The following is a 19,362-nucleotide window of genomic DNA, read 5'->3' as shown; positions in this document are numbered from 1 at the left end:
CACCTAGTGACAATAAATGACTACCTAATGACCATAAATTCAACTTATGCGCGATTATTTCACAGTAAAAATCAACCTGCCAGCGGGTATTGCCTCGCCGGCATCGTTACAGAAAGTGCTTAAACTGGCTTACGACGCCCGGGTACGTCAGGTACGTTTCGGGAGTCGACAGCAGTTACTGATCTCCGTTCATGGGGAAGAAATGCGGCTCTTCGAGAAAGCACTGAAACAGGAAGCTATCTGGTATGAGGTCGACACCGACAACCACCCGAATATCATCTCTTCGTACTGTGGTGAGGCGGTGTTTCGCTCGGGCGACTGGCTGGGCGAAAGCGAATACCACACCATCCTTGACCAGTTCGATTATCGTCCGAGGTTGAAAATCAACCTGTCGGATGCCAATCAGAGTTTTACGCCGTTTTTTACCGGTAACCTGAACTTCATTGCCTCGCCTGAGCCTCATTTCTGGTACCTATACATTCGCCCAAAGCAAAGCAACACGCTGTTCCGCTGGCGCGATCTGGTCTATACCAATGATGTAGGCCGATTGGCCAAATCAGTCGAGGCGGCCCTACTGGAGTCGGCTGGTGAGGCGGTTAACGCTAATGACCTGTACGATAGGGTGATGGCTGGCAACTCGTTTATCACGCAACCGGCTACGCAGGAGGTGGAATTGCCCGATTTTACGCTGCCTTACTACGAAGGATTCAATCGGTATGGCGAACGTACCTGGCTGGGCATCTACCGTCGCGATGAGTTATTTCCGATCAGCTTTCTGCTTGATGTCTGTGTGCTTGCCCTTAAAACGCGCATCGGTGAAATCTGCGTAACGCCGTGGAAATCGCTGGTTATAAAAGCAATACTTGATAAAGATCGGGCTGCCTGGTCGCATGTGCTGGGTACACACAACATCAATGTCCGTCATGCTGCCAATGAACTTGCCTGGCAAACCGAGGATCATACCGATGAAGGCACGCGTCTGAAAAATTACGTCATCCGATTTTTCGAGAAGCACGATACACGCACCTTTGGCCTGTGCTTTGGCATTCAAACCCGGGCGAAATCAGAGGTCTTTGGCTCCATTCTGATTCGCCGGCGGTCGGTGCTGAGGCTGGGTCAACTCTCTTTGCTTAGCTTGTATGACCTGTATTTCGCCGAGAATTTCAACCCTAACAGCCGACGCTACACGCTCTTCGAGCGGAGAATTCTCAAACTACATTTACCCGCCCGTATCGATCGGTTGTGCCATCAGTTCAACACCCGTCGCCTGGAACTGAATGTGGCCATTGCGGAACCTACTGAACCACTTACGCCCGCCGCTGAAGCTGTTCAACTAATGCACCAATGCCCTGGCTGCTTCACGGTCTACGATTCAGAATACGGTGACCTCAGGCAGAACGTAACTGCCGGAATACCCTTTGAGCAATTACCCGCCGAGTACCAGTGTGCAACCTGCGACGAACCGAAGGGGAGTTTTATGGTGGTTGATATGGTCGAGGTTGTTGGTTAGGTAAGATGTTGGTGTGGTCAGGTTTTGTTTCGCGTTGTGTTGCTTCGCGCTTGTGGCCCTGAGCCTGTCGGGGACGCCTAGTCGAAGGGCCACAAGCGCGAAGCTATTCTAATTCAATCCTTACTTCCCGTTCTTGCGCTCGTTCCGATTACCGTTCAGTTCCAGCAGTTTCAACCCAAGCAACCCGTTCAGGCTGCTGTCGGAACCACCTTCGGAACCGCCGTTGATGACCAGATCGGGAATGATCTTGATCTGCCCTTTGCCAATCTCTTCGGTGATTTTGTAGCGGGTGAAATTATCGTCGCCCATCGCTTTCACCTGCAATTCGTAGGCTTCGGCGGTCGACTTACCAATGGCCAGAATCTTCTCGGCTTCGGCAGCACCCGTTTTCGCAATGCGTTCCGCTTCGGCTTCGGCGGTCAGCTTCGTGGCGTCGGCTTCAGCCGATGCCTGACGGCGGCGGGCTTCGGCGTTGGCTTCGGCACGTACCTTGGTGGCTTCCGATTCGGCACCAACCTGCAGCTGCAAACTCCGTGCTTCCCCTTCGCTTTTCTTCACGGCGGCATTGGCCGTGCGCTCAGCAATCTCAACGCTCTGCTGCGCTTTCACGATCTCGCGCTGCATTTCGGCAATGGCGGTTTCGCGTTCGTATCCCTGCCGTTTTTCCTGCGCCATCCGCTGCGTATCGTACGTTTTTTCTTCTTCCTGAGCCACCTTACGGTCGGTCAGCGTTTTCATCAAGGCTTCGGGAGGTACGATGTCGCCGATCAGCGTGTCGACGGCGTTGACGTTGTAAATCTCCAGCACCTGACGGATATGCTCGCGCGCCGATTCCTGCCGTTCTTTCCGCGTGCTCAGAAACGCGATCACGTCGGAGTCCTGCGCGGAGTTGCGGAAATAGTTACCGATCGTTGGCTCCAGCACCTGCGATACCAGATTGACCATCGAGCCGAACCGGGCAATCACCTTCGGCGCTTCGTTGGCCGGAATGTGAATAATCTGCGCCACGTCAAGGTTGAAGGGGAAACCATCGCGCGACCGAACTGTAATGGTCGACAGGTTACTGTCCAGGGCGTGTGATTCCGAGCGGGCATTGGCCCAGTTCAGCACAAGGTTTGTGGTAGGTACGTTTTCCACTTTCATTGTGTACACGTTCACCGGATACTTGCCCGGTCCTAGTGGTTCCATCCACACGCCCCGAAACCCTTTATGCACAATGTTGCCGTGCTTGAAGGAATCGCCGGTCATATCGACGCCATCCTCGCCGATGTATGATATCACGACACCAACGTACCCAATCGGTACCTCGGTCATGGGCGTCTGCTCGATCTGTATGGCCCAGGGGTTCATGTAATAAGAACCCGCAAGCACCACCTGTGGCTGTAAACCCCGATTACCGCCATTCTGCAAAAAGCTGTCGATGTTCTGGAAGTTATTGTGACCTTCCACTTGTTTACCCGCAATCTGACCGGGCTGAAGCGGAGCTCCGTCAAGGGCCGTAATAATGCCGACCATGTTCTCTCTGACATCGGTCATCGGAGCCATTGTAACCGTAAAGGCATACGGGTTGATCCGATACGTACCTGGTGTCAGAATCGATGTTTGCCGCCCTTTCTGCCCGCCACTTTCCAGAAACCGGATGGTGTCCTGAAAATTATCGGACTCTACCCGGCGAGCCAGAATGTTACCTGTTGGTAACTCCTGTCCGTCATTGGCCAGAACCAGCCCAACCATGCCTTCCGGGACAACCGTGAATGGTTGCATCTCGACCCCGTACTGCCAGGGCCACATCCACCAGTATAGGCCGGGGGCGAGCATCCTGGCCTGATAACCCGCTTCGCCTTTGGTTGCTAAAATACGCCCGTCTGGTAATTCACGATCCGTACCGACCAGTACGAACTTCTTGGTCACCAGACCAATTCGGTCTTCGGGAACGATCACCATCCCGAACAAAAAGCGGAGCACAAACTTGTATAACACAATGGCTACCAACAGGATGGGCACCCAGGCCCACCCTGTTAAATCAGATAAAAATGTCATCGATACGTGTAGATTAAGTTGGTTTCTGACCGTTTTCAACTGCGAGACGATCGTGGATCAAATGTATCAGGCCGTTGGATGGCTAGTGTACCGATCTGGATGTACGGTTGCTTTATGGCCGGATTGGTCGCCGGAATGGACAGGTGGTGGCGCTTAGACACTACAGTACATTTATAGGATTTCTCGTATAGAACGAGTCCGTATGATGCAAGGCTGGTGAGGATTTTAGTCAGTTTTCGAAACAAACTATGGTTTTATGGAAATTGACGTATCAGCTAAAATGAATGTAGAAACCGATGATAAATCGGTAAAAATTGTATTTAACAAACATTAATTGTAATCTACTGTATATACCTATAGAAAATCCTGTCATTAGGGGTAATTGCCTTTTTTTATTCTGGAAAGAGGGGTCTATATTTGATGCCGACAGTATCTACCACGTACCGCAAAACAATAAATCGACCTCTCCAAACACATGGCAAAGTTTAAATTAGAGTACATCTGGCTCGACGGTTACAAGCCCACCCAAAGCCTCCGGTCAAAAACGAAGATTGAAGAAGACTTCTCAGGTAACCTGGAAGACTGCTCAATGTGGTCATTCGATGGCTCCTCGACTGAGCAGGCAGCTGGTGGTTCGTCTGACTGTTTGTTGAAGCCCGTTTACATTTGCCCGGACCCACAGCGTAAGAACGCGTTCCTGGTGATGTGCGAAGTGTTGAACGCCGACGGTACGCCACACGTCACCAACGGTCGCGCTACGATTGAAGATGATGACAATGATTTCTGGTTTGGTTTCGAGCAGGAGTACTTCCTGTACGACACGGCGACCAACAAGCCTTTAGGATTCCCTGAAGAAGGTGATCCGGCCCCACAGGGTCCTTATTATTGCTCAGTAGGTGCCAAGAATGCATTCGGCCGTAACATCATTGAAGAACACCTCGACGTGTGCCTCGATGCAGGTCTGAACGTAGAAGGTATCAATGCCGAAGTAGCACCGGGTCAGTGGGAATTCCAGATTTTCGCTAAAGGTGCCCGTGAGGCTGGCGACCAGATCTGGCTTGCCCGTTATCTACTCGAGCGTATCGGCGAAAGCTACGATGTGGCTATCGAGTATCACTGTAAACCACTCGGCGTAGATGCCGACTGGAACGGTTCAGGTATGCACGCTAACTTCTCGAACACGGCCCTTCGCACGGCTGGCAACAAAGAGACGTACGATGCCATCTGCCAGGCGTTTAGCCCAGCCGACGTTATCAAAGCACACATCGATGTATACGGTGCCGATAACCACCTGCGTTTGACCGGTAAGCACGAAACACAGTCGATCGACCAGTTCTCATATGGTATTTCTGACCGGGGTGCTTCGATCCGTATTCCTATCGCTACTGTTCAGCGCGGCTGGAAAGGCTGGCTGGAAGATCGTCGTCCAAACTCGGCGGCTGATCCATACAAAGTAGCTGCTGTAATCATCAAAACGGTTAAGTCGGCGGCTCTGCCAGAAGTAGCTTAATTCGCGGACTATTCTTAACCCATTGCCAAAACGGCCCGTCGTTATCGACGGGCCGTTTTTTTACTGCTCAATTTTATTATGAACTCAATTTGATCAAGTTTCTATATAACATTAGGATTGTTTCGCCTTAAGTTTTCGATGTCATCGATATCCTTCTACCTAATGCCTGCTTATCCTGAATCAGGTCATCAAGGCTTATAAATGGAATGTCGATGCCATAACGCTGAACAATTCTCCGTTTCAAAAATGACTGTCTTTGTTACATCTCTACCCAATTGTTCCAGGGCATCGAGTAATCTAAAATAATTCTGATAGCTTGGATTATACCAGAGGTCTATGTCCGGCTTGTCTACGTCTTGTCCGTTACTCGTTTTCGACCGTCTAGGCTCGCCATTGTACGATACCGCAGTACCACCAACTACTAAATACTCTACTGCATTTTTATTAAGTATATCGAATACGGCGAGGAGATCGTTAGCACCAATCCTACGCGTTATGCCTATCTACAGACGTTCTACGACTTTAGTTGTGTCGCTGATCGTATCGTCTTTTAGTAAATTTATGAATCGCTCAAACTTTTCGTGACGCTCCTTGGATTTAGCAGAAGTTGTATCAATCGGTTTTGTGCTGGCTTTCAATTCCTGAATGCTCTTATACTTGGTTAGCTTGTTCATGATAGAAATGAAGACGGATACTTAATATACATATCTGTCTTTCTCAAGAACAAGCAGCGGATCAAAAAAGGTTTTAATAGATTGATAAGCAAAATAGTAAGACGGTAACACATCGGTACAGCTATTGTGTTTAAAAAGCGACCGACGAAGAAATTACCGTTATTCCCTGTGAAGATCATTACTAAACTTAGCAAGCGACGCGTCGTTATCGACGGGCCGTTTTTTTGTATGTTTGGCAGGGAGAATAGTAATTTTCTACATTCCTTCACCACCAAACGCACCCAATGGCTTACCTACGTTTTAATGCCCTTGAAACGGCACAAAGCCGCCAACCTCTGGCGGTAACGCCTCCTGCCGAACGACTTACCGAATATTATGGCGTGCATACTTTCAGTAAAGATGTCATGCGTGCCCTATTATCACCCGAGGCTTATTTACGCATTGCCGAAGCTATAGACACCGGTGGTCGAATTGATCGCGATATTGCTGACGAAGTTGCTAATGCGTTGAAATCGTGGGCGGTAAGCAAAGGAGCAACGCACTTTACCCACTGGTTTCAGCCATTGACAGGCTCCACCGCCGAAAAGCACGACTCGTTTTTCGATTTGGCCAACGACGGTAAAGCCATTGAAAAATTTAAAGGATCGGCCCTGGTTCAGCAAGAACCCGATGCCTCGTCGTTTCCGAGTGGTGGCCTTCGCAACACCTTCGAAGCGCGGGGGTACACAGGCTGGGATCCGTCGTCGCCTGCTTTTCTGATGGACAACGGGGCAGGGGGAAAGACGCTCTGCATTCCATCGGTGTTTATTTCCTACACGGGTGAGGCGCTCGATTATAAAACGCCGCTACTCAAATCACTAGCCGCCATTGACAAAGCCGCTACGGCTGTCTGCCATTATTTCGACCGGAATATCGATAAGGTGACGCCCACGCTGGGTATCGAGCAGGAATACTTCCTGGTAGACAAAGCCCTGTTTGTGGCGCGTCCCGATCTGGTGATGGCTGGTCGAACCGTATTTGGTCATGCACCGGCAAGGGGGCAGCAACTCGAAGATCATTATTTTGGTACCATTCCGCCGCGCGTGAATGCATTCATGGTCGATTTTGAGTTTGAAGCGCTCAAGCTGGGTATCCCGGTACGTACCCGGCACAACGAAGTAGCGCCTGGTCAGTTCGAGGTAGCCCCCACGTTCGAAGAGGTAAATCTGGCCATCGACCACAACGCGTTGCTGATGGATCTGATGCAGAAAATCGCTGAGAAACATGGCTTTAAGGTGCTTTTTCATGAAAAACCGTTTGCCGGTATCAATGGGTCGGGCAAGCACAACAACTGGTCGTTGGGCACCAATACGGGCGTGAATCTGCTGGGGCCAAGTAGTAAGCCAAAAGAGACGCTACGGTTTATCGCGTTCATTGTCAACGTAGTAAAGGCTGTTCACGACCACGCCGATCTGTTGCGGGCAAGCATTGCCTCAGCTGGTAATGAACACCGGCTTGGAGCCAACGAAGCCCCACCCGCCATCATGTCGATCTTTCTGGGCGACACCCTCACGAAAGCACTCGACGACCTGGAAAACAAATCGGAAATATCGCTCAGCAAAGGGGATAACGTCTATTATAAGCTGGGACTGAACCGGATTCCGTCGCTGATTCGGGACAATACCGACCGGAATCGCACCTCGCCTTTCGCGTTCACAGGTAACAAGTTCGAGTTTCGGGCCGTTGGCGGCGGAGCCAATTCAGCGTCGACCATGATCGTGCTGAACACGATCGTAGCTGATCAACTCATCCAGTTTCGGCGCGATCTGGAAGCCCGGCTCGATACTGGCGAGAAGAAGGAATTGGCCGTGGTGGAAGTGTTGAAACAATACTACAGGGCGTCGAAAAACATTCTCTTCGAAGGCAACGGTTACTCCGACGAATGGGTGGCCGAAGCCGAAAAGCGGGGCCTCTCGAACATCGCTTCGACGCCTGACGCGCTGAAGGTATACCTCAAACCCGAATCGATTGATTTGTTTGCCCGGTTGGGCGTTATGAATCACGCCGAGGTAGAAGCCCGCTACGAAATTGAGCTGGAGAAGTACATCAAAAACGTACAGATCGAGGCGCGTGTCATGGGCGACCTGGCCATCAACCACGTGGTCTCAACAGCCTTGAAGTACATGAATCAACTGGCTACCACCGCCAAATCGCTGGTCGACCTTGATATGATCAACGAAGCGCAGCCGGTGAAAGCCATCATTCGCGAACTGTCGGCGCGGGTAGTGGTGATCAAGAAAAATGTAGAAGCCATGATTGAGTCGCGCAAACGGGCCAACAACGTACCTGACTCGGTAGAAATGGCCCGCCTGTACGCCACGGAGGTAAAAGGTTATTTCGAGGTAATCCGCTACGAGGTCGATAAACTCGAACTACTGATTGACGATGATGACTGGCCACTGGTGAAGTACCGTGAGTTGCTGTTTGTGAAGTAAAAGTCGGGAGTCGATAGTCTGGAAAGTCGTTAGAAATAGGAGTAAGATATTGGTAACAACAGTTTCACTAACTTGCACCAAACGAAAGTTGCTCAATCATGAATTATAAGAATGAAGGATATGCCCCCGAAGAGATTGAGGGGCTCCGCGAAGAATGTCGCGAAACAGGACGCTCGTTTATCTATGTAGAAGATGAAGATTTAGACGTGCTGGAGTCGGGAGAGTGTGCTCATATTCAGTTCGTTGGAAAAGACTTTGGCGACGAAGTTATTTTTGATGGTCTGATTTATACCCTCCGTTTGCATCACAGCAGCACTGTTTATGAAACGGCCGTTGACCAAATTCGGAAAACACATCCCGAGTATGTTCCACCCGAAGAACGTCAGCCCGGTTACTCGATAGATAGTGCCAAAGACGAAGAAATCGAGGAATTGTTGACCGAGATCATCGAAGAACTGGAGGAAACCGAAGCCGTAAAGGTGCAGGAGCATGTTGAACTGGAGCACGATTTCGAATACGGTATCGGCATCGATGTTTGCCTCAACGTGGAGGAAATCAACGACGAGGTTATCGAAAAATTCATTGGCCAGTTTAACGACGGGACACTGAAGCTCGATAAAACGCTCTATTCGTTCACCAGCGACGAAGTGGACGAAGACTAACTGACAACATACTGTTTATCAAGACAAAGGGTCAGCGCAACAGCGCTGACCCTTTGTCTTGATAAACAGTATGTCTATTTCTTCAACGCAATTACTTTCTCGAAAGCGGGTTTAGGCTGGTTATTGCGGTCGAATAACAACGGGTAGCTGGTACGACCTCGGATTGGCCAGTTGTTAAGCCAGCTGTCGGCGTCATTAACGCCCCAGAAGGTGACACGGGTGACTTTGTCTTTGTGCTTCAGGAAGAGCTTGAACAGGTTTTCGTAATCAGCCGCGAGTTGCTGTTGCACCGAGTCGGGCAGGGTAGTGGGGTAAGGGTTCGACTTCTCATTGGCGGTCATGCGTTGCCCCACGTCAGCCCCCTGGAAGTTGCGGGGTAGCACTTCAATGTCCAGCTCGGTAAACATGACCTGCAAGCCCAATGCCGAATACTCAAGAATGCTGTCTTCAATGTCTTTGAACGGCACCCGCCCCACATGCCAGTGCCCCTGAATACCCACTCCGTCGATACGTACCCCGGCGTCTTTCACCTTTTTGACCAGCGCAAGGCAACCTGCGCGCTTTTTAGGCTGCTCATTGTTGTAATCGTTATAGTACAGCTCTGTTTTGGGTGCGGCCTGTTGCGCCAGCCGGAAGGCTTCCGTCACAAAATCTTCACCGAGGTATTGCAGGAAAACTGACTTACGCATCGTACCGTCTTCATTCAGTGCTTCGTTGACCACATCCCACGAATACACCTTACCACTGTAGTGACCAGCTACCGTTTTGATGTGATCGTTGAAAAACGTCCGAATTGAATCGGCGCTCTTTATTCCCCGAATGAACGACGGCAACTGACTGTGCCAGATTAGGGTATGTCCGTTAATTTTGATGTTGTGCTTCTTACCAAAGTCAATTAGCTTATCGCCCATCGTAAAATCGTATGTGTCCCATTTCGGATGTAGCAGCGCCGACTTCATGATGTTTTCGGGCGTAGCCATGTTGAATTGACGGGCAATGAAGGCCGTTGTTACCGGGTCACGCTCCTCGATCTGAGCGTTGTTTAGCGCCGTACCAATGCCAAAATCTCGCTTAAAAGCGTCTTTTAATGATGGAATGGATTGAGCAAATCCAGTCGCAGTTCCCATCATAAACATGGCTGTACTTACTGCCACGAAAGTTCTTTTTGAAATCATTAGAATTGTGTTTTTTTAGTAGACTTTTCCTGCTAAAAACTATCGAAAAAACTAAAAGTGTCTTTTAACCGGAAACTAAAAATCCGGTTAAAAGACGAAAATTTCTATTGCTTGGCAAGCTTCATTTCACCACGCTCGTTTTTAATAACGACCTCTTTATCAGAGACTAGTTCGCCTGTATAACTCATTTTACGGTCGTTGAATGAGATGCTGAACGAAATCTTTTTGCCATCAACAGTTCCTTCCTGTATTGGAGACTCTCCAAATTGAGTTTTCCATGTTCCTGTCAATTTGTTGCCTTCTACCTTGAAGGTATAATTTACTTCAAACGTGCCGTTAGGCGTTTCTCGGCTGCCTTTCCAGTTGCCATCAATTGGGCTTTGCGCAAATGCCACCACAGTGACAAGCGATAAGAATAAAGAGAAAAATAACTTTTTCATGGTAAAAATTGGGGTTTTAGATAACTAGTTATTTGAAAAGCACTTGTGAAAATTGAAAGAGATCGTGCCGCCATACAGGCCAGGTGTGGCCACCAGCATACTCGCTGTAGCTGTATTTGATGCCCATCTCGTCGAATTTTTTCATCATGAGCTGGCAGTTTTGGTAGGCAATGTCTTCTTTGCCGCCCATTGAAATCCAAAGGTTTTTGAGGTTACCATTGATGGTGCTGGCATTGTCTTTCATGAAGGCGTACTGCGGGTCGGTCAGCTTGGGATTGTTGGCGAACCAGCCTGAACTAAACACACCCAGGTTTGAGAACATGTTGGTGTTTTTGATGCCTGCATGCAACGTCTGCAATCCGCCCATCGACAGACCAGCCAATGCCCGATTTTTTGCGTCGGTTTCGACTCGGAAATTGCTTTCCACAAAGGGAATGGCTCCCATTTTTAACTCATTCTCGAACGCTTTCAACACGTTTTCGTTGAAACCGGCCATGCCGCCCGCGCTTACGTTACCGTCGAGCATGGCAATGATCATCGGCTTGGCCTTGCCTTCAGCGATCAGGTTGTCCAGAATCATATCCGTTTTGCCCTGTGAAGACCAGCCGCGCTGATCTTCGCCACCGCCATGCAGCAGGTATAACACCGGATATTTTTCCGTCGATTTGTCGTAGCCCGGTGGGGTGTATACGTACATTTCGCGCCAGCTGTTGGTGGCTTTCGAAAGGTAACGTTTGATGCGGATGTCACCATGAGGTACGTCCTTCATCGCGTAAAACGCCCCGTCTTTGTCGGGAATCTCGATGCCGCTGGCCATCCGGCTCATGCCGTAAAACGATTCGCTGGCCGGATCGGCAATGGCTACGCCGTCGATCAACAGGGAGTAGTAATGAAAACCCCGGCTGACAGAATCGGTAGTAGCAGTCCAGAAACCGGCGGTATCTTTTACCATGTCGTACTTCTTACCCAGATCAACCTGCACTTTTTTGGCGTCGGGCGCTTTCACGCGGAATACCACCCGGTTATCGGGTAGAATTTGCGGGTACTTGGCGTTGCGGATGTTGGTCGAAGCGGGAGTGCCCAGCACGGAATATTTTGTCAGCGAAGCCACGTCGACCGGCTTGAACAGGAACTGCGAAAACATGTACAGGCCATTTTTCCAGACCTTAAAGTCATGCCCGCCCGCTTCGACATAGTAAACGTGTGGTACACTATTCTGGTAGAGGTAATCGTGGGTACGTTTACTGAAGGTGATGAGCCCATCAGCATCCCCGCACGAAATCCAGAGCAGTTTCAGCTTCTGTTTGGCATCAGCCGGATTCGGCACCAGTTCCTGAGGAGTTTTGGTATTCGGAGCCGACGAGAAGCCGCCTACCCAGGCAAACTTGTCCAGATTGCCCAGTCCGAAATTCAGCGACTGCCCGCCGCCCATCGACAGACCCGCAATGGCGCGGTGCTCGCGGTCGGTCAGCGTCGGGTATTTCTTTTCGATGAACGGAATCAGATCGTTCAGCAGGTCTTTCTCGAAGGTAGCAAAGGCTTCCACTTTGTCTTTATCGAAGATGTTGCCAATAGCCCGGTCATCTTTCATGGCACGGCCATTAGGCATCACCACGATCATCGGTTCCAGTTTGTTCTCAGCATACAGGTTGTCCAGAATTACCTGCGGACTGCCGCCTTTAAGCCATTCTTTCTCGTCGCCTCCGATGCCGTGGAGCAGGTACAGGACGGGGTATTTTTTCTTCTTGTTGAACCCCGGCGGTGTATACACCAGCGCTTTTCGGGACGTACCTACCGTTTTCGATGGATAAGCCACCGAGTCAAGCTTGCCAGTGGCGATGCCCGAACGTACCTGATCGAAGCCTTGCGGCATTTCCTTGTCGGACGGTTGGGCGTAGCCGTTACCGCAAAAGAGGCTGATAACGGTCGCTAGTAAGAGGAGTTGTTTCATAGTTATGAGGTCTTATCACTTCTTAAAAATCAAACCAGCATACTGCCGTAATGACCGACGCCAGGTTTGCCATTCGTGCAACGTACCCGGCGACTCGTAATACACGTGCTTAACGCCCGCTTTGTCCAGCGCTTCGTGGAAGCCTTTCACGCCGTTGTACATTCGCTCTGGCTCTTTGGTGCCAATGCTCACATACACCACTTTCATCTTCTTGTTGAACGCCTCGGTATCAGCCCAGGCACCATCGTATAGCTGTTTGATGTCGGCGCCCGGCTGCAACCGACCTGCCCCGCTGAACCCGCCGATGTAGGCAAACTTATCGAGGTTGGTCATCGTAGTCTGGAACGTCTGAAAACCACCCATCGACAGCCCCGCCATCGCCCGGTTGTCGCGATCGGTTAGCGTCCGGAATGATTTGTCGATCATGGGAATAACCTCTTTTACTAGTAATTCAGGAAACACATTGGCGGTCATGCCGCCGGTAGCGCTGACAGGTTTAGTGGGGTCGGTAGCGTAGCCGCGTTCCATCACCACGATCATCGGCGTCGCTTTCCCTTCGGCGATCAGGTTATCGAGAATCATATCCATTTTACCCTGCGTTGGCCAGCCGGTTTCGTCTTCGCCCGAGCCGTGTTGCAGGTACAGCACCGGGTAACGCTTCTTCGGATTTTCGTCGTACCCGGCGGGTGTGTACACGTTAGCCCGACGCCAGGCTTTGGTCATGTCGGAATAGTAATTGACTGAACGTACCTGACCGTGCGGCACATTTTTGGGCTGGTAATACTCCATGTCTTTGTCTGGAATATCAATGCCACTGGCCATGCGTCCCATGCCGTAAAACGTCTGACTGGCCGGGTCGCAGATAGCGATACCGTCCGCAATGAGTGAGTAATAGTGAAAGCCTTCACCGACTGGTTCGGTCGTGACCGTCCAGAAGCCGCTGGTATCTTTCACCATGTCGTACTTCTTCATCAAGTCAATTTGCAGCTTACGGGCGTCGGGCGCTTTCACGCGAAATACCACCCGATTGTCGGGCAAAATCTGCGGGTATTTCTGTCCCGGAATATTGGTCGATGCCGGAACACCCGTAGGCTGGGCCAGGGCCGGTACCGTCAGGGTCATAACCCCGATTAGTAATTTGAGTAACGTTTTCATTGTAAAGGGTTTAGAGGAATTTATTGTCATTGGCCGTTGGCGTCATTGGTAGTCATTAATCCTTTTGTCAGGATGACAATCAATGACGCCAACGGCCAATGACAGCATAGCATAATGACGCGTAGCATAATGATTATGTCGTCTTACTTAAACAGCAACGGCGCCATCTCGTGCAGGCTCCGGCGCCACGTCTGGAATTCGTGACCCGTTTTGTCCGATACGTACGACACGGCGTTGTAACCGGCTCCTTTCAGGTCGGTGGCCGATTTATTTACGCCATCGGGCCGTTCTTTGCTGCCACAGCTGATAAATACCAGCTTCGGTTTTGCCTTGCCGTTGAGGTCCTCCGGTGCGTAAACGCCACCGCTCAGTAGGCCGTAGTACCCAAACACCTCTGGCTTGTTGAGCGTGATCGTTTTGGTCTCCATGCCACCCATCGACAGGCCTGCCATGGCCCGGTTATCCCGGTTATCTATCGTACGAAAATTGGCATCGACGTACGGAATCAGTTCCTCGGTCAGAACCGTTTGAAAGCCGTCGATCTTGAAATCGCGCATCCGTCCCCACTTTACTTCGTTGGTCATGCCGTAGGTCATCACGATGATAAATGGTTTCGTTTTGTTCTCGGCGATGAGGTTGTCCATGATCAGGTTAGCGTGCCCCTGATTGCTCCAGGCCGTTTCGTCTTCGCCCCAGCCGTGTTGCAGGTACAGCACCGGGTATTTCTTCGACTTGTCTTTCTCGTAGCCTGGTGGCGTGTACACAAATGCCCGTCGCGACGTACCTGTGCTTTTCGACGGGAACAGTACTTGCTGCACATGGCCATGCGGTACGTCTTTCAGGGCGTAGAAATCCTGATCGTGGGCCGGAATTTCGATACCGCTCTCCCAACGCACAGAACCGTAGTAGTTCTTCGCACCGGGGTCGTTGAATTTTCCACCGTCGATGGTCACGTTGTAGTAGTGGAAGCCTTCATCCATGGGCCCTTCCGTCGTGGCGGTCCAGAAACCGTCGTCGCCTTTTTTGAGGATGGTGCCACCCCGTCCCCCGAGGCCCAGGCTCACTTTGACGCTGTCGGCTTTAGGTGCATGAATGCGGAACCGGGCGTACCCCTGCGAATTGACCTGCGGGAATTCCTGCCCCGGCTGATTCAAGACAGAGGGCTTGAAATCTTCTTGTACTATCTGCGCAAAGCAGCTGATACTGAGTAGCGTGGCTGCACAAAAAGCAGCGATTGGGTTGAGATTCATTTGGTTGTTGGTTTTAGGGAATTTGAATTTTAGGTAGAAATTTTTTGCCTTCTGTCGGCAGACCGGTTTCTACAAGGGCGTCAGCAACAATTGTCACCCACCTCACCGAAACAGCTGCGGCAATGTATTCGCCAAGTATAATTTGCAGTTCATCCACGTATGACCACCTGGCACGATCAGCGGTTTGACGTTGATTTTTTTCTCGGTAAACATCGCGATGTTCTGCTTCACGGGTTCGTACAGAAAATCCTCTGTACCCACGCTGATCGTGAACAGTTTCAGTTGCTTGTTCATCTGTTCGGCATTCGGCGACCAGTTCGTGAAGTTTGCCTTGAACTCGTCGGTAGCCGTGTAAGGCGCATATGAACACACGTAGGCAAAGGCGGAGGGATTGGTCAGGCCGATGTTCAGCGTTTGGCCACCACCGACCGAAAAGCCAGCCACAGCTCGGCCTGTACTCTCTTTAATGACCGGGTAATTGGCCTCCACAAACGGCACAATGTCATTCACCATGTCTTTGGTAAAATCAGGCATTGGGGCCGGGCGGACGTTGCCGTAGGGCATTACGATCAACATCGGTTTGGCTTTGCCCTGCGCAATCAGGTTATCGGCAATCAGGTTGGCGCGGCCCACTTTCGTCCAGGTTTCTTCCGTGTCGGAGCCACCGTGAATCAGGTACAGGACCGGGTATTTCGTCTTGCCATTCGGATTGAAACCGGGTGGGGTGTATACCAGCAATTGTCGCGTGGTACCCAACGTACCTGACTTGTAATACCGGTAGCTGATTTTGCCGTGGGGTACGTTCTGCAACGAATGCACCAGCGGCTGATCGCCAGGTACATCGACGACGCTGCGTTTGAACCGCTCGTTGGCGAAGATGTAGGTGTTGTTCGGGTCGGCCATCGACACGCTGTCGACCGTGAAGCTGTACGGATAAATGTCGGGCTTGACGGGGGGCACTGTTACGCTCCAGATACCCAACGTGTCTTTAGTCATGGCAACCGGTGCCGACAGAAACTCACCGGAAACCATCACTTTTTTCGCGCTGCGGGAAAAATACCGGAACGTGATGCTGTGGTCTTTATGCACATCGGGCGAGCTGATAGCAGGCGGGCGTTGCTGCGCCAATACCGTCATTCCCGAAACAAGAACAGCCAGAAGAATAGATAAAATGCGTTTCATGGTCGGTTGGGTTTAAGGTTGGAACAGCAGTGGCGTGGTGGCGGAAACGTACGTTTTTACGTTCATCCAGGTGTGGCCTCCGTCGGTGATCAGGCTTTTGTAATTGACCTTTTTTGCCTTCAGGTAATCCATAAATTCCACCGTTCCCTTGTATAGAAAATCGTCACTGCCCACGCTCACCCACAGCAGTTTGAGTTGCTTGTTGGTCTGATCGGGCTTGTTCACAATCTGACTGAAGTTGCCGTCCATCTCCTGCGGCGACAGGTACGAGCTATACGCACACACATACGCAAACTTATCCATGTTGTTGAAGGCCGCCCGCAGCGTTTGCCCGCCTCCGCGCGAGAAACCACCAATGGCCCGGTTCTCCCGATTGGCAATAGCCCGGTAGTTCTTCTCTACGTACGGAATGACGTTGCTGACCAAATCCGTTGTGAAATCGTTGGCCCGCTTCACGGCATCGGCTCCATCGCGAACGGTTGGGTCGGCTGGTTTTGAGCCACCTTTTTGCTCAGCCAGGCGGGCCGCGATGTTGCCGTAGGGCATGACAATAATCATCGGCTTCACCTTGCCTTCGGCCAGCAGATTATCCAGAATCAGGTTGGTTTTGCCGACCTTGAAGAACGTTTCTTCGGTATCAGTCGTGCCGCTGATGAGGTAGTAGACCGGGTACTTCTCCGACGAATTTTGATCGTAACCCGGTGGCGTGTACACGACCAAAGAGCCTGTGGTGCCCTCCATCGACGGATAATATTCGTAGTTGATCGAGCCGTGGGGTACGTCCTTCATGGCATGAACTAAGGGTGTGTCGCCGGGTACGTCGACCAGGCTGGCTTTGAAGCGTTCGTTCGGGAAAAAAGCGACGTTGGCAGGGTCCATGACCGATACGCCATCTACCCGAAAATTGTAGGGGTAAATATCCGGTTTGACGGGGCCGACGGTTACGCTCCAGATACCCTGCGCATCTTTGGTCATGACAACCGGTGCTTTTTCAAACTGCGCACTCAGTTCCACCGCTTTGGCCTGCGGAGCCTGGTAGCGGAAGGTAACGGTCTTGTCGGCGTTCACTTGTGGCGATACCACGAGCGGGCCGCGGGGCGGCTGAGCCAGGGCCGCACTGTAGAGACAGAGTATGGTCCAAAAGAGCCACAATCGTTTGGTTAGTTGTTGGTTCATAGATAGTTAAGGTTTAGGGGGTTGTTAAACTTATAAGGTCTAAGACGGGGGCGCCAAGACCTTATCGGTTTGAGTTACTGGGTAATCACATCCACCTCCGCGTAGCCCGAGGTCGACCCGTCCTGCGTGTTTTTCAGAGCGCGTAGTTTGATGTACCGGGCTTTAGTGGGGGCAAATGAGCTGGTTTGCCAGACGGGGCTATTTTTAATATTCGAAAACTCGCCTTCACTGACCCGTTTCCAGGTAGTATTATCGGCGGATACCTCAAATTCATAGTGGGTAATGATACTGGCCTCTTCCCACCAGTTCTGCGCCGGTAAATACCGGAAACCAGTCAGATTTTCTTCTTTGCCCAGATCAATCACTAGTTCGGCGGGCATCGATTGACGCTTGGGTTGCTGCCAGGACGTACCCGGATTTCCATCGAGCGTCTGATAAGCCGCTTTAGCATCCGTACTGATGATTTTCCAGGCCGCGCGGGCAATATCAAACTTTTCTTCGCTGACAACGCTGCTTTGTTTCGTAAACGGATTATACGCTATTGCCTTGATCGTCAGCTTATCATTGCCTGTTTTTACGGGTACGGTGTACCTGATCGCTTTTGCTGTTGGCGTGCTGCCGTCGAGGGTGTAGTACAATTCCGATTCCGTATCGCCCGACGTCATGTGCAGGTTGCCAGCCTGATCGCGTAGAAGGGTGGGGGGCGTAAGAATCAACGGGGCTTTGTAGACTTCCAGATTCGAGATCAGCGGGGCGCCTTTTGCGTCCAGAATCGTCAGGCGCAATTGCGTGGCCTCGACGGTCGGAAAGCGGAGAATGCGCTTATAACCAATCGTCGTCTCTTTAGCAATTTGCTTCCAGCTGCCGTTGACAAATGCCTCTACGGTAAATGCTTTGACGCGTTGGCCCAGGCGGATAGGTTCCTGCACCAGAAAGCGGTTGAACGACGTGGGCCTGGCAAACTGAAGCGTTAAGGATGCGTTGCGGACATTATCATCCGTGGCCCAGTAGCTTTCCTTATCAGCATCAATCGCTTTTCCGGCGTCGTAGATTGCGTTTTTCCCCCGTACCTGTGAGGCCGTGGTTTTTGCGTTTTTAGCCAGATTCACGGCAAACGCTTCTTTGGTCGATTTGGCAAAGGCCTGTACCGCTTTCTCGTCTAACTCGTGAATCAGGCCATTAGGCATGATCGGGAAGTTGAGCAACAACGTTCCGTTTCGACCGATGGAATTATAATATGTGTCCATCAGTTGGGGCAGCGTTTTCACTTTCTTGTCTTCCCGTTCGTGGTAAAACCATTCGGGCCGAATAGACGTGTTTACTTCGCCCGGTACCCAGGCGTTTCCGTTTTCGACGCCGTGGCGCAGCATATCCTCAGGTACGTCGCCGGTGGCGTTTAGTAAGCTCCAGTTAGTTTCGCCAACGTACCCGGCTTCGGTGCCCACCCACCGCAGGTCGGCCCGGTCGCCACCATCGTTCCAGATCACGATGTTGGGCTGAAGTTTACGCACGAGCTTATACGTATTCGGCCAGTCATAATACGTCTTGGCGTCAATTTTGCGCGTTTCGTTGGCCCCGCCATAATAGCCCGAACCGCCGTTGGCTCCATCGTACCAGACTTCGAAAATGTCGCCGTAGTTGGTCAATAATTCCGTCAACTGGTTGCGGAAATAAGTGATGTATTCCGGCTTGCCGTAGTCGGCATGATTCCGATCCCAGGGAGACAGATACACCCCGAATTTGAGGCCGTATTCTTTACAGGCATCGGCCAGTTCGCGCACCACATCGCCTTTTCCGTTCTTCCAGGGTGCTTTTTCAACTGAGTAATCTGTGTATTTCGAGGGCCATAGGCAGAAACCACTGTGGTGTTTAGCGGTAAAAATGATGCCTTTCATGCCAGCCTCTTTACAGATACGTGCCCACTGCCGACAATCGAGTTTTGTGGGGTTAAACAGCTTTGGGTCTTCGTTGCCAAGGCCCCATGCCATGTCGGTATAGGTGTTGATCGAAAAATGGATGAAGGCGTAATACTCCATCTTCTGCCAGCGTAACTGATTCTCACTGGGCAGTGGACCAACAGGTTTCGGTGGAGTTGGCTGAGCCAATCCAGAAAGGCCAGTCAGCAGAAAAAGAGTCAGGTAAACGAATACGAGTTTGGACATG

The 19,362-nt window shown here is 51.1% G+C and carries 14 protein-coding genes; 4 read left to right on the top strand and 10 right to left on the bottom strand.

Translation table 11 applies throughout. The annotated features are described in order from the left end of the window. Nucleotides 1–46 precede the first annotated feature (46 nt). Nucleotides 47–1,510 carry a rubredoxin gene (locus tag ACAW87_RS13215; protein WP_370723867.1) on the top strand — a complete coding sequence of 488 codons (1,464 nt, stop codon included), beginning with the start codon at nt 47–49 and terminating at the stop codon, nt 1,508–1,510. A gap of 120 nt (nt 1,511–1,630) precedes the next feature. Here the strand turns inward: ACAW87_RS13215 and ACAW87_RS13210 are convergent, their stop codons facing one another. Further along, nucleotides 1,631–3,550, bottom strand: coding sequence for an SPFH domain-containing protein (locus tag ACAW87_RS13210; protein ID WP_370723866.1), 1,920 nt, complete (start codon nt 3,548–3,550; stop codon nt 1,631–1,633). Between the two features lie 475 nt (nt 3,551–4,025). On the opposite strand from ACAW87_RS13210, the gene ACAW87_RS13205 reads away from it, so the two are divergent. Beyond that, on the top strand, nt 4,026–5,060 hold the full coding sequence (locus tag ACAW87_RS13205) for a glutamine synthetase beta-grasp domain-containing protein (RefSeq protein ID WP_370723865.1): 1,035 nt from the start codon (nt 4,026–4,028) through the stop codon (nt 5,058–5,060). A 503-nt stretch (nt 5,061–5,563) separates the two neighbouring features. On the opposite strand, the gene ACAW87_RS13200 is transcribed toward ACAW87_RS13205, so the two are convergent. Further along, nucleotides 5,564–5,734: a hypothetical protein gene (locus ACAW87_RS13200; protein ID WP_370723864.1), complete on the bottom strand. Its 171-nt coding sequence runs from the start codon at nt 5,732–5,734 to the stop codon at nt 5,564–5,566. A gap of 284 nt (nt 5,735–6,018) precedes the next feature. Between ACAW87_RS13200 and ACAW87_RS13195 the strand changes: the two genes are divergently transcribed. Further along, a complete protein-coding gene (locus ACAW87_RS13195) occupies nt 6,019–8,208 on the top strand; it encodes a glutamine synthetase III family protein (protein ID WP_370723863.1) in 2,190 nt (729 codons plus the stop codon). Between the two features lie 95 nt (nt 8,209–8,303). After that, a complete protein-coding gene (locus tag ACAW87_RS13190; protein ID WP_370723919.1) occupies nt 8,304–8,870 on the top strand; it encodes a hypothetical protein in 567 nt (188 codons plus the stop codon). Nucleotides 8,871–8,944: 74 nt separating this feature from the next. On the opposite strand, the gene ACAW87_RS13185 is transcribed toward ACAW87_RS13190, so the two are convergent. The 8 genes from ACAW87_RS13185 to ACAW87_RS13150 form a co-directional block, all read right to left on the bottom strand. Then, complete coding sequence (locus ACAW87_RS13185; protein ID WP_370723862.1) at nt 8,945–10,045, bottom strand: endo-1,4-beta-xylanase; 1,101 nt, start codon at nt 10,043–10,045, stop codon at nt 8,945–8,947. Nucleotides 10,046–10,149: 104 nt separating this feature from the next. Continuing rightward, nucleotides 10,150–10,485 (bottom strand): hypothetical protein, encoded by a 336-nt coding sequence (locus ACAW87_RS13180; RefSeq protein ID WP_370723861.1) that lies wholly within the window; start codon nt 10,483–10,485, stop codon nt 10,150–10,152. A 28-nt stretch (nt 10,486–10,513) separates the two neighbouring features. Next, nucleotides 10,514–12,436 carry an alpha/beta hydrolase-fold protein gene (locus ACAW87_RS13175; protein ID WP_370723860.1) on the bottom strand — a complete coding sequence of 641 codons (1,923 nt, stop codon included), beginning with the start codon at nt 12,434–12,436 and terminating at the stop codon, nt 10,514–10,516. A gap of 15 nt (nt 12,437–12,451) precedes the next feature. Beyond that, complete coding sequence (locus tag ACAW87_RS13170) at nt 12,452–13,591, bottom strand: alpha/beta hydrolase-fold protein (RefSeq protein ID WP_370723859.1); 1,140 nt, start codon at nt 13,589–13,591, stop codon at nt 12,452–12,454. 143 nt (nt 13,592–13,734) lie between these two features. Then, the gene (locus ACAW87_RS13165; RefSeq protein ID WP_370723858.1) at nt 13,735–14,841 is read right to left on the bottom strand and encodes an alpha/beta hydrolase-fold protein; all 1,107 of its coding nucleotides are present in this window, start codon (nt 14,839–14,841) and stop codon (nt 13,735–13,737) included. Nucleotides 14,842–14,943: 102 nt separating this feature from the next. After that, complete coding sequence (locus ACAW87_RS13160) at nt 14,944–16,023, bottom strand: alpha/beta hydrolase (protein ID WP_370723857.1); 1,080 nt, start codon at nt 16,021–16,023, stop codon at nt 14,944–14,946. Nucleotides 16,024–16,035: 12 nt separating this feature from the next. Then, a complete protein-coding gene (locus ACAW87_RS13155; protein WP_370723856.1) occupies nt 16,036–17,199 on the bottom strand; it encodes an alpha/beta hydrolase-fold protein in 1,164 nt (387 codons plus the stop codon). Between the two features lie 74 nt (nt 17,200–17,273). Next, a complete protein-coding gene (locus ACAW87_RS13150) occupies nt 17,274–19,361 on the bottom strand; it encodes an alpha-L-fucosidase (RefSeq protein ID WP_370723855.1) in 2,088 nt (695 codons plus the stop codon). Between the last annotated feature and the right edge of the window lies 1 nt (nt 19,362).

Source organism: Fibrella aquatica, assembly GCF_041321135.1.
In the GTDB taxonomy this organism is placed as follows: Bacteria; Bacteroidota; Bacteroidia; order Cytophagales; family Spirosomataceae; genus Fibrella; species Fibrella aquatica.
This window is presented reverse-complemented; position numbering and strand designations above follow the sequence as displayed.

Coding starts and splice junctions, on each gene's coding strand:
- ACAW87_RS13215 (WP_370723867.1), top strand. CDS start 47: ATGCGCGATTATTTCACAGTAAAAATCAACCTGCCAGCGGGTATTGCC.
- ACAW87_RS13210 (WP_370723866.1), bottom strand. CDS start 3,550: ATGACATTTTTATCTGATTTAACAGGGTGGGCCTGGGTGCCCATCCTG.
- ACAW87_RS13205 (WP_370723865.1), top strand. CDS start 4,026: ATGGCAAAGTTTAAATTAGAGTACATCTGGCTCGACGGTTACAAGCCC.
- ACAW87_RS13200 (WP_370723864.1), bottom strand. CDS start 5,734: ATGAACAAGCTAACCAAGTATAAGAGCATTCAGGAATTGAAAGCCAGC.
- ACAW87_RS13195 (WP_370723863.1), top strand. CDS start 6,019: ATGGCTTACCTACGTTTTAATGCCCTTGAAACGGCACAAAGCCGCCAA.
- ACAW87_RS13185 (WP_370723862.1), bottom strand. CDS start 10,045: ATGATTTCAAAAAGAACTTTCGTGGCAGTAAGTACAGCCATGTTTATG.
- ACAW87_RS13180 (WP_370723861.1), bottom strand. CDS start 10,485: ATGAAAAAGTTATTTTTCTCTTTATTCTTATCGCTTGTCACTGTGGTG.
- ACAW87_RS13175 (WP_370723860.1), bottom strand. CDS start 12,436: ATGAAACAACTCCTCTTACTAGCGACCGTTATCAGCCTCTTTTGCGGT.
- ACAW87_RS13170 (WP_370723859.1), bottom strand. CDS start 13,591: ATGAAAACGTTACTCAAATTACTAATCGGGGTTATGACCCTGACGGTA.
- ACAW87_RS13165 (WP_370723858.1), bottom strand. CDS start 14,841: ATGAATCTCAACCCAATCGCTGCTTTTTGTGCAGCCACGCTACTCAGT.
- ACAW87_RS13160 (WP_370723857.1), bottom strand. CDS start 16,023: ATGAAACGCATTTTATCTATTCTTCTGGCTGTTCTTGTTTCGGGAATG.
- ACAW87_RS13155 (WP_370723856.1), bottom strand. CDS start 17,199: ATGAACCAACAACTAACCAAACGATTGTGGCTCTTTTGGACCATACTC.
- ACAW87_RS13150 (WP_370723855.1), bottom strand. CDS start 19,361: ATGTCCAAACTCGTATTCGTTTACCTGACTCTTTTTCTGCTGACTGGC.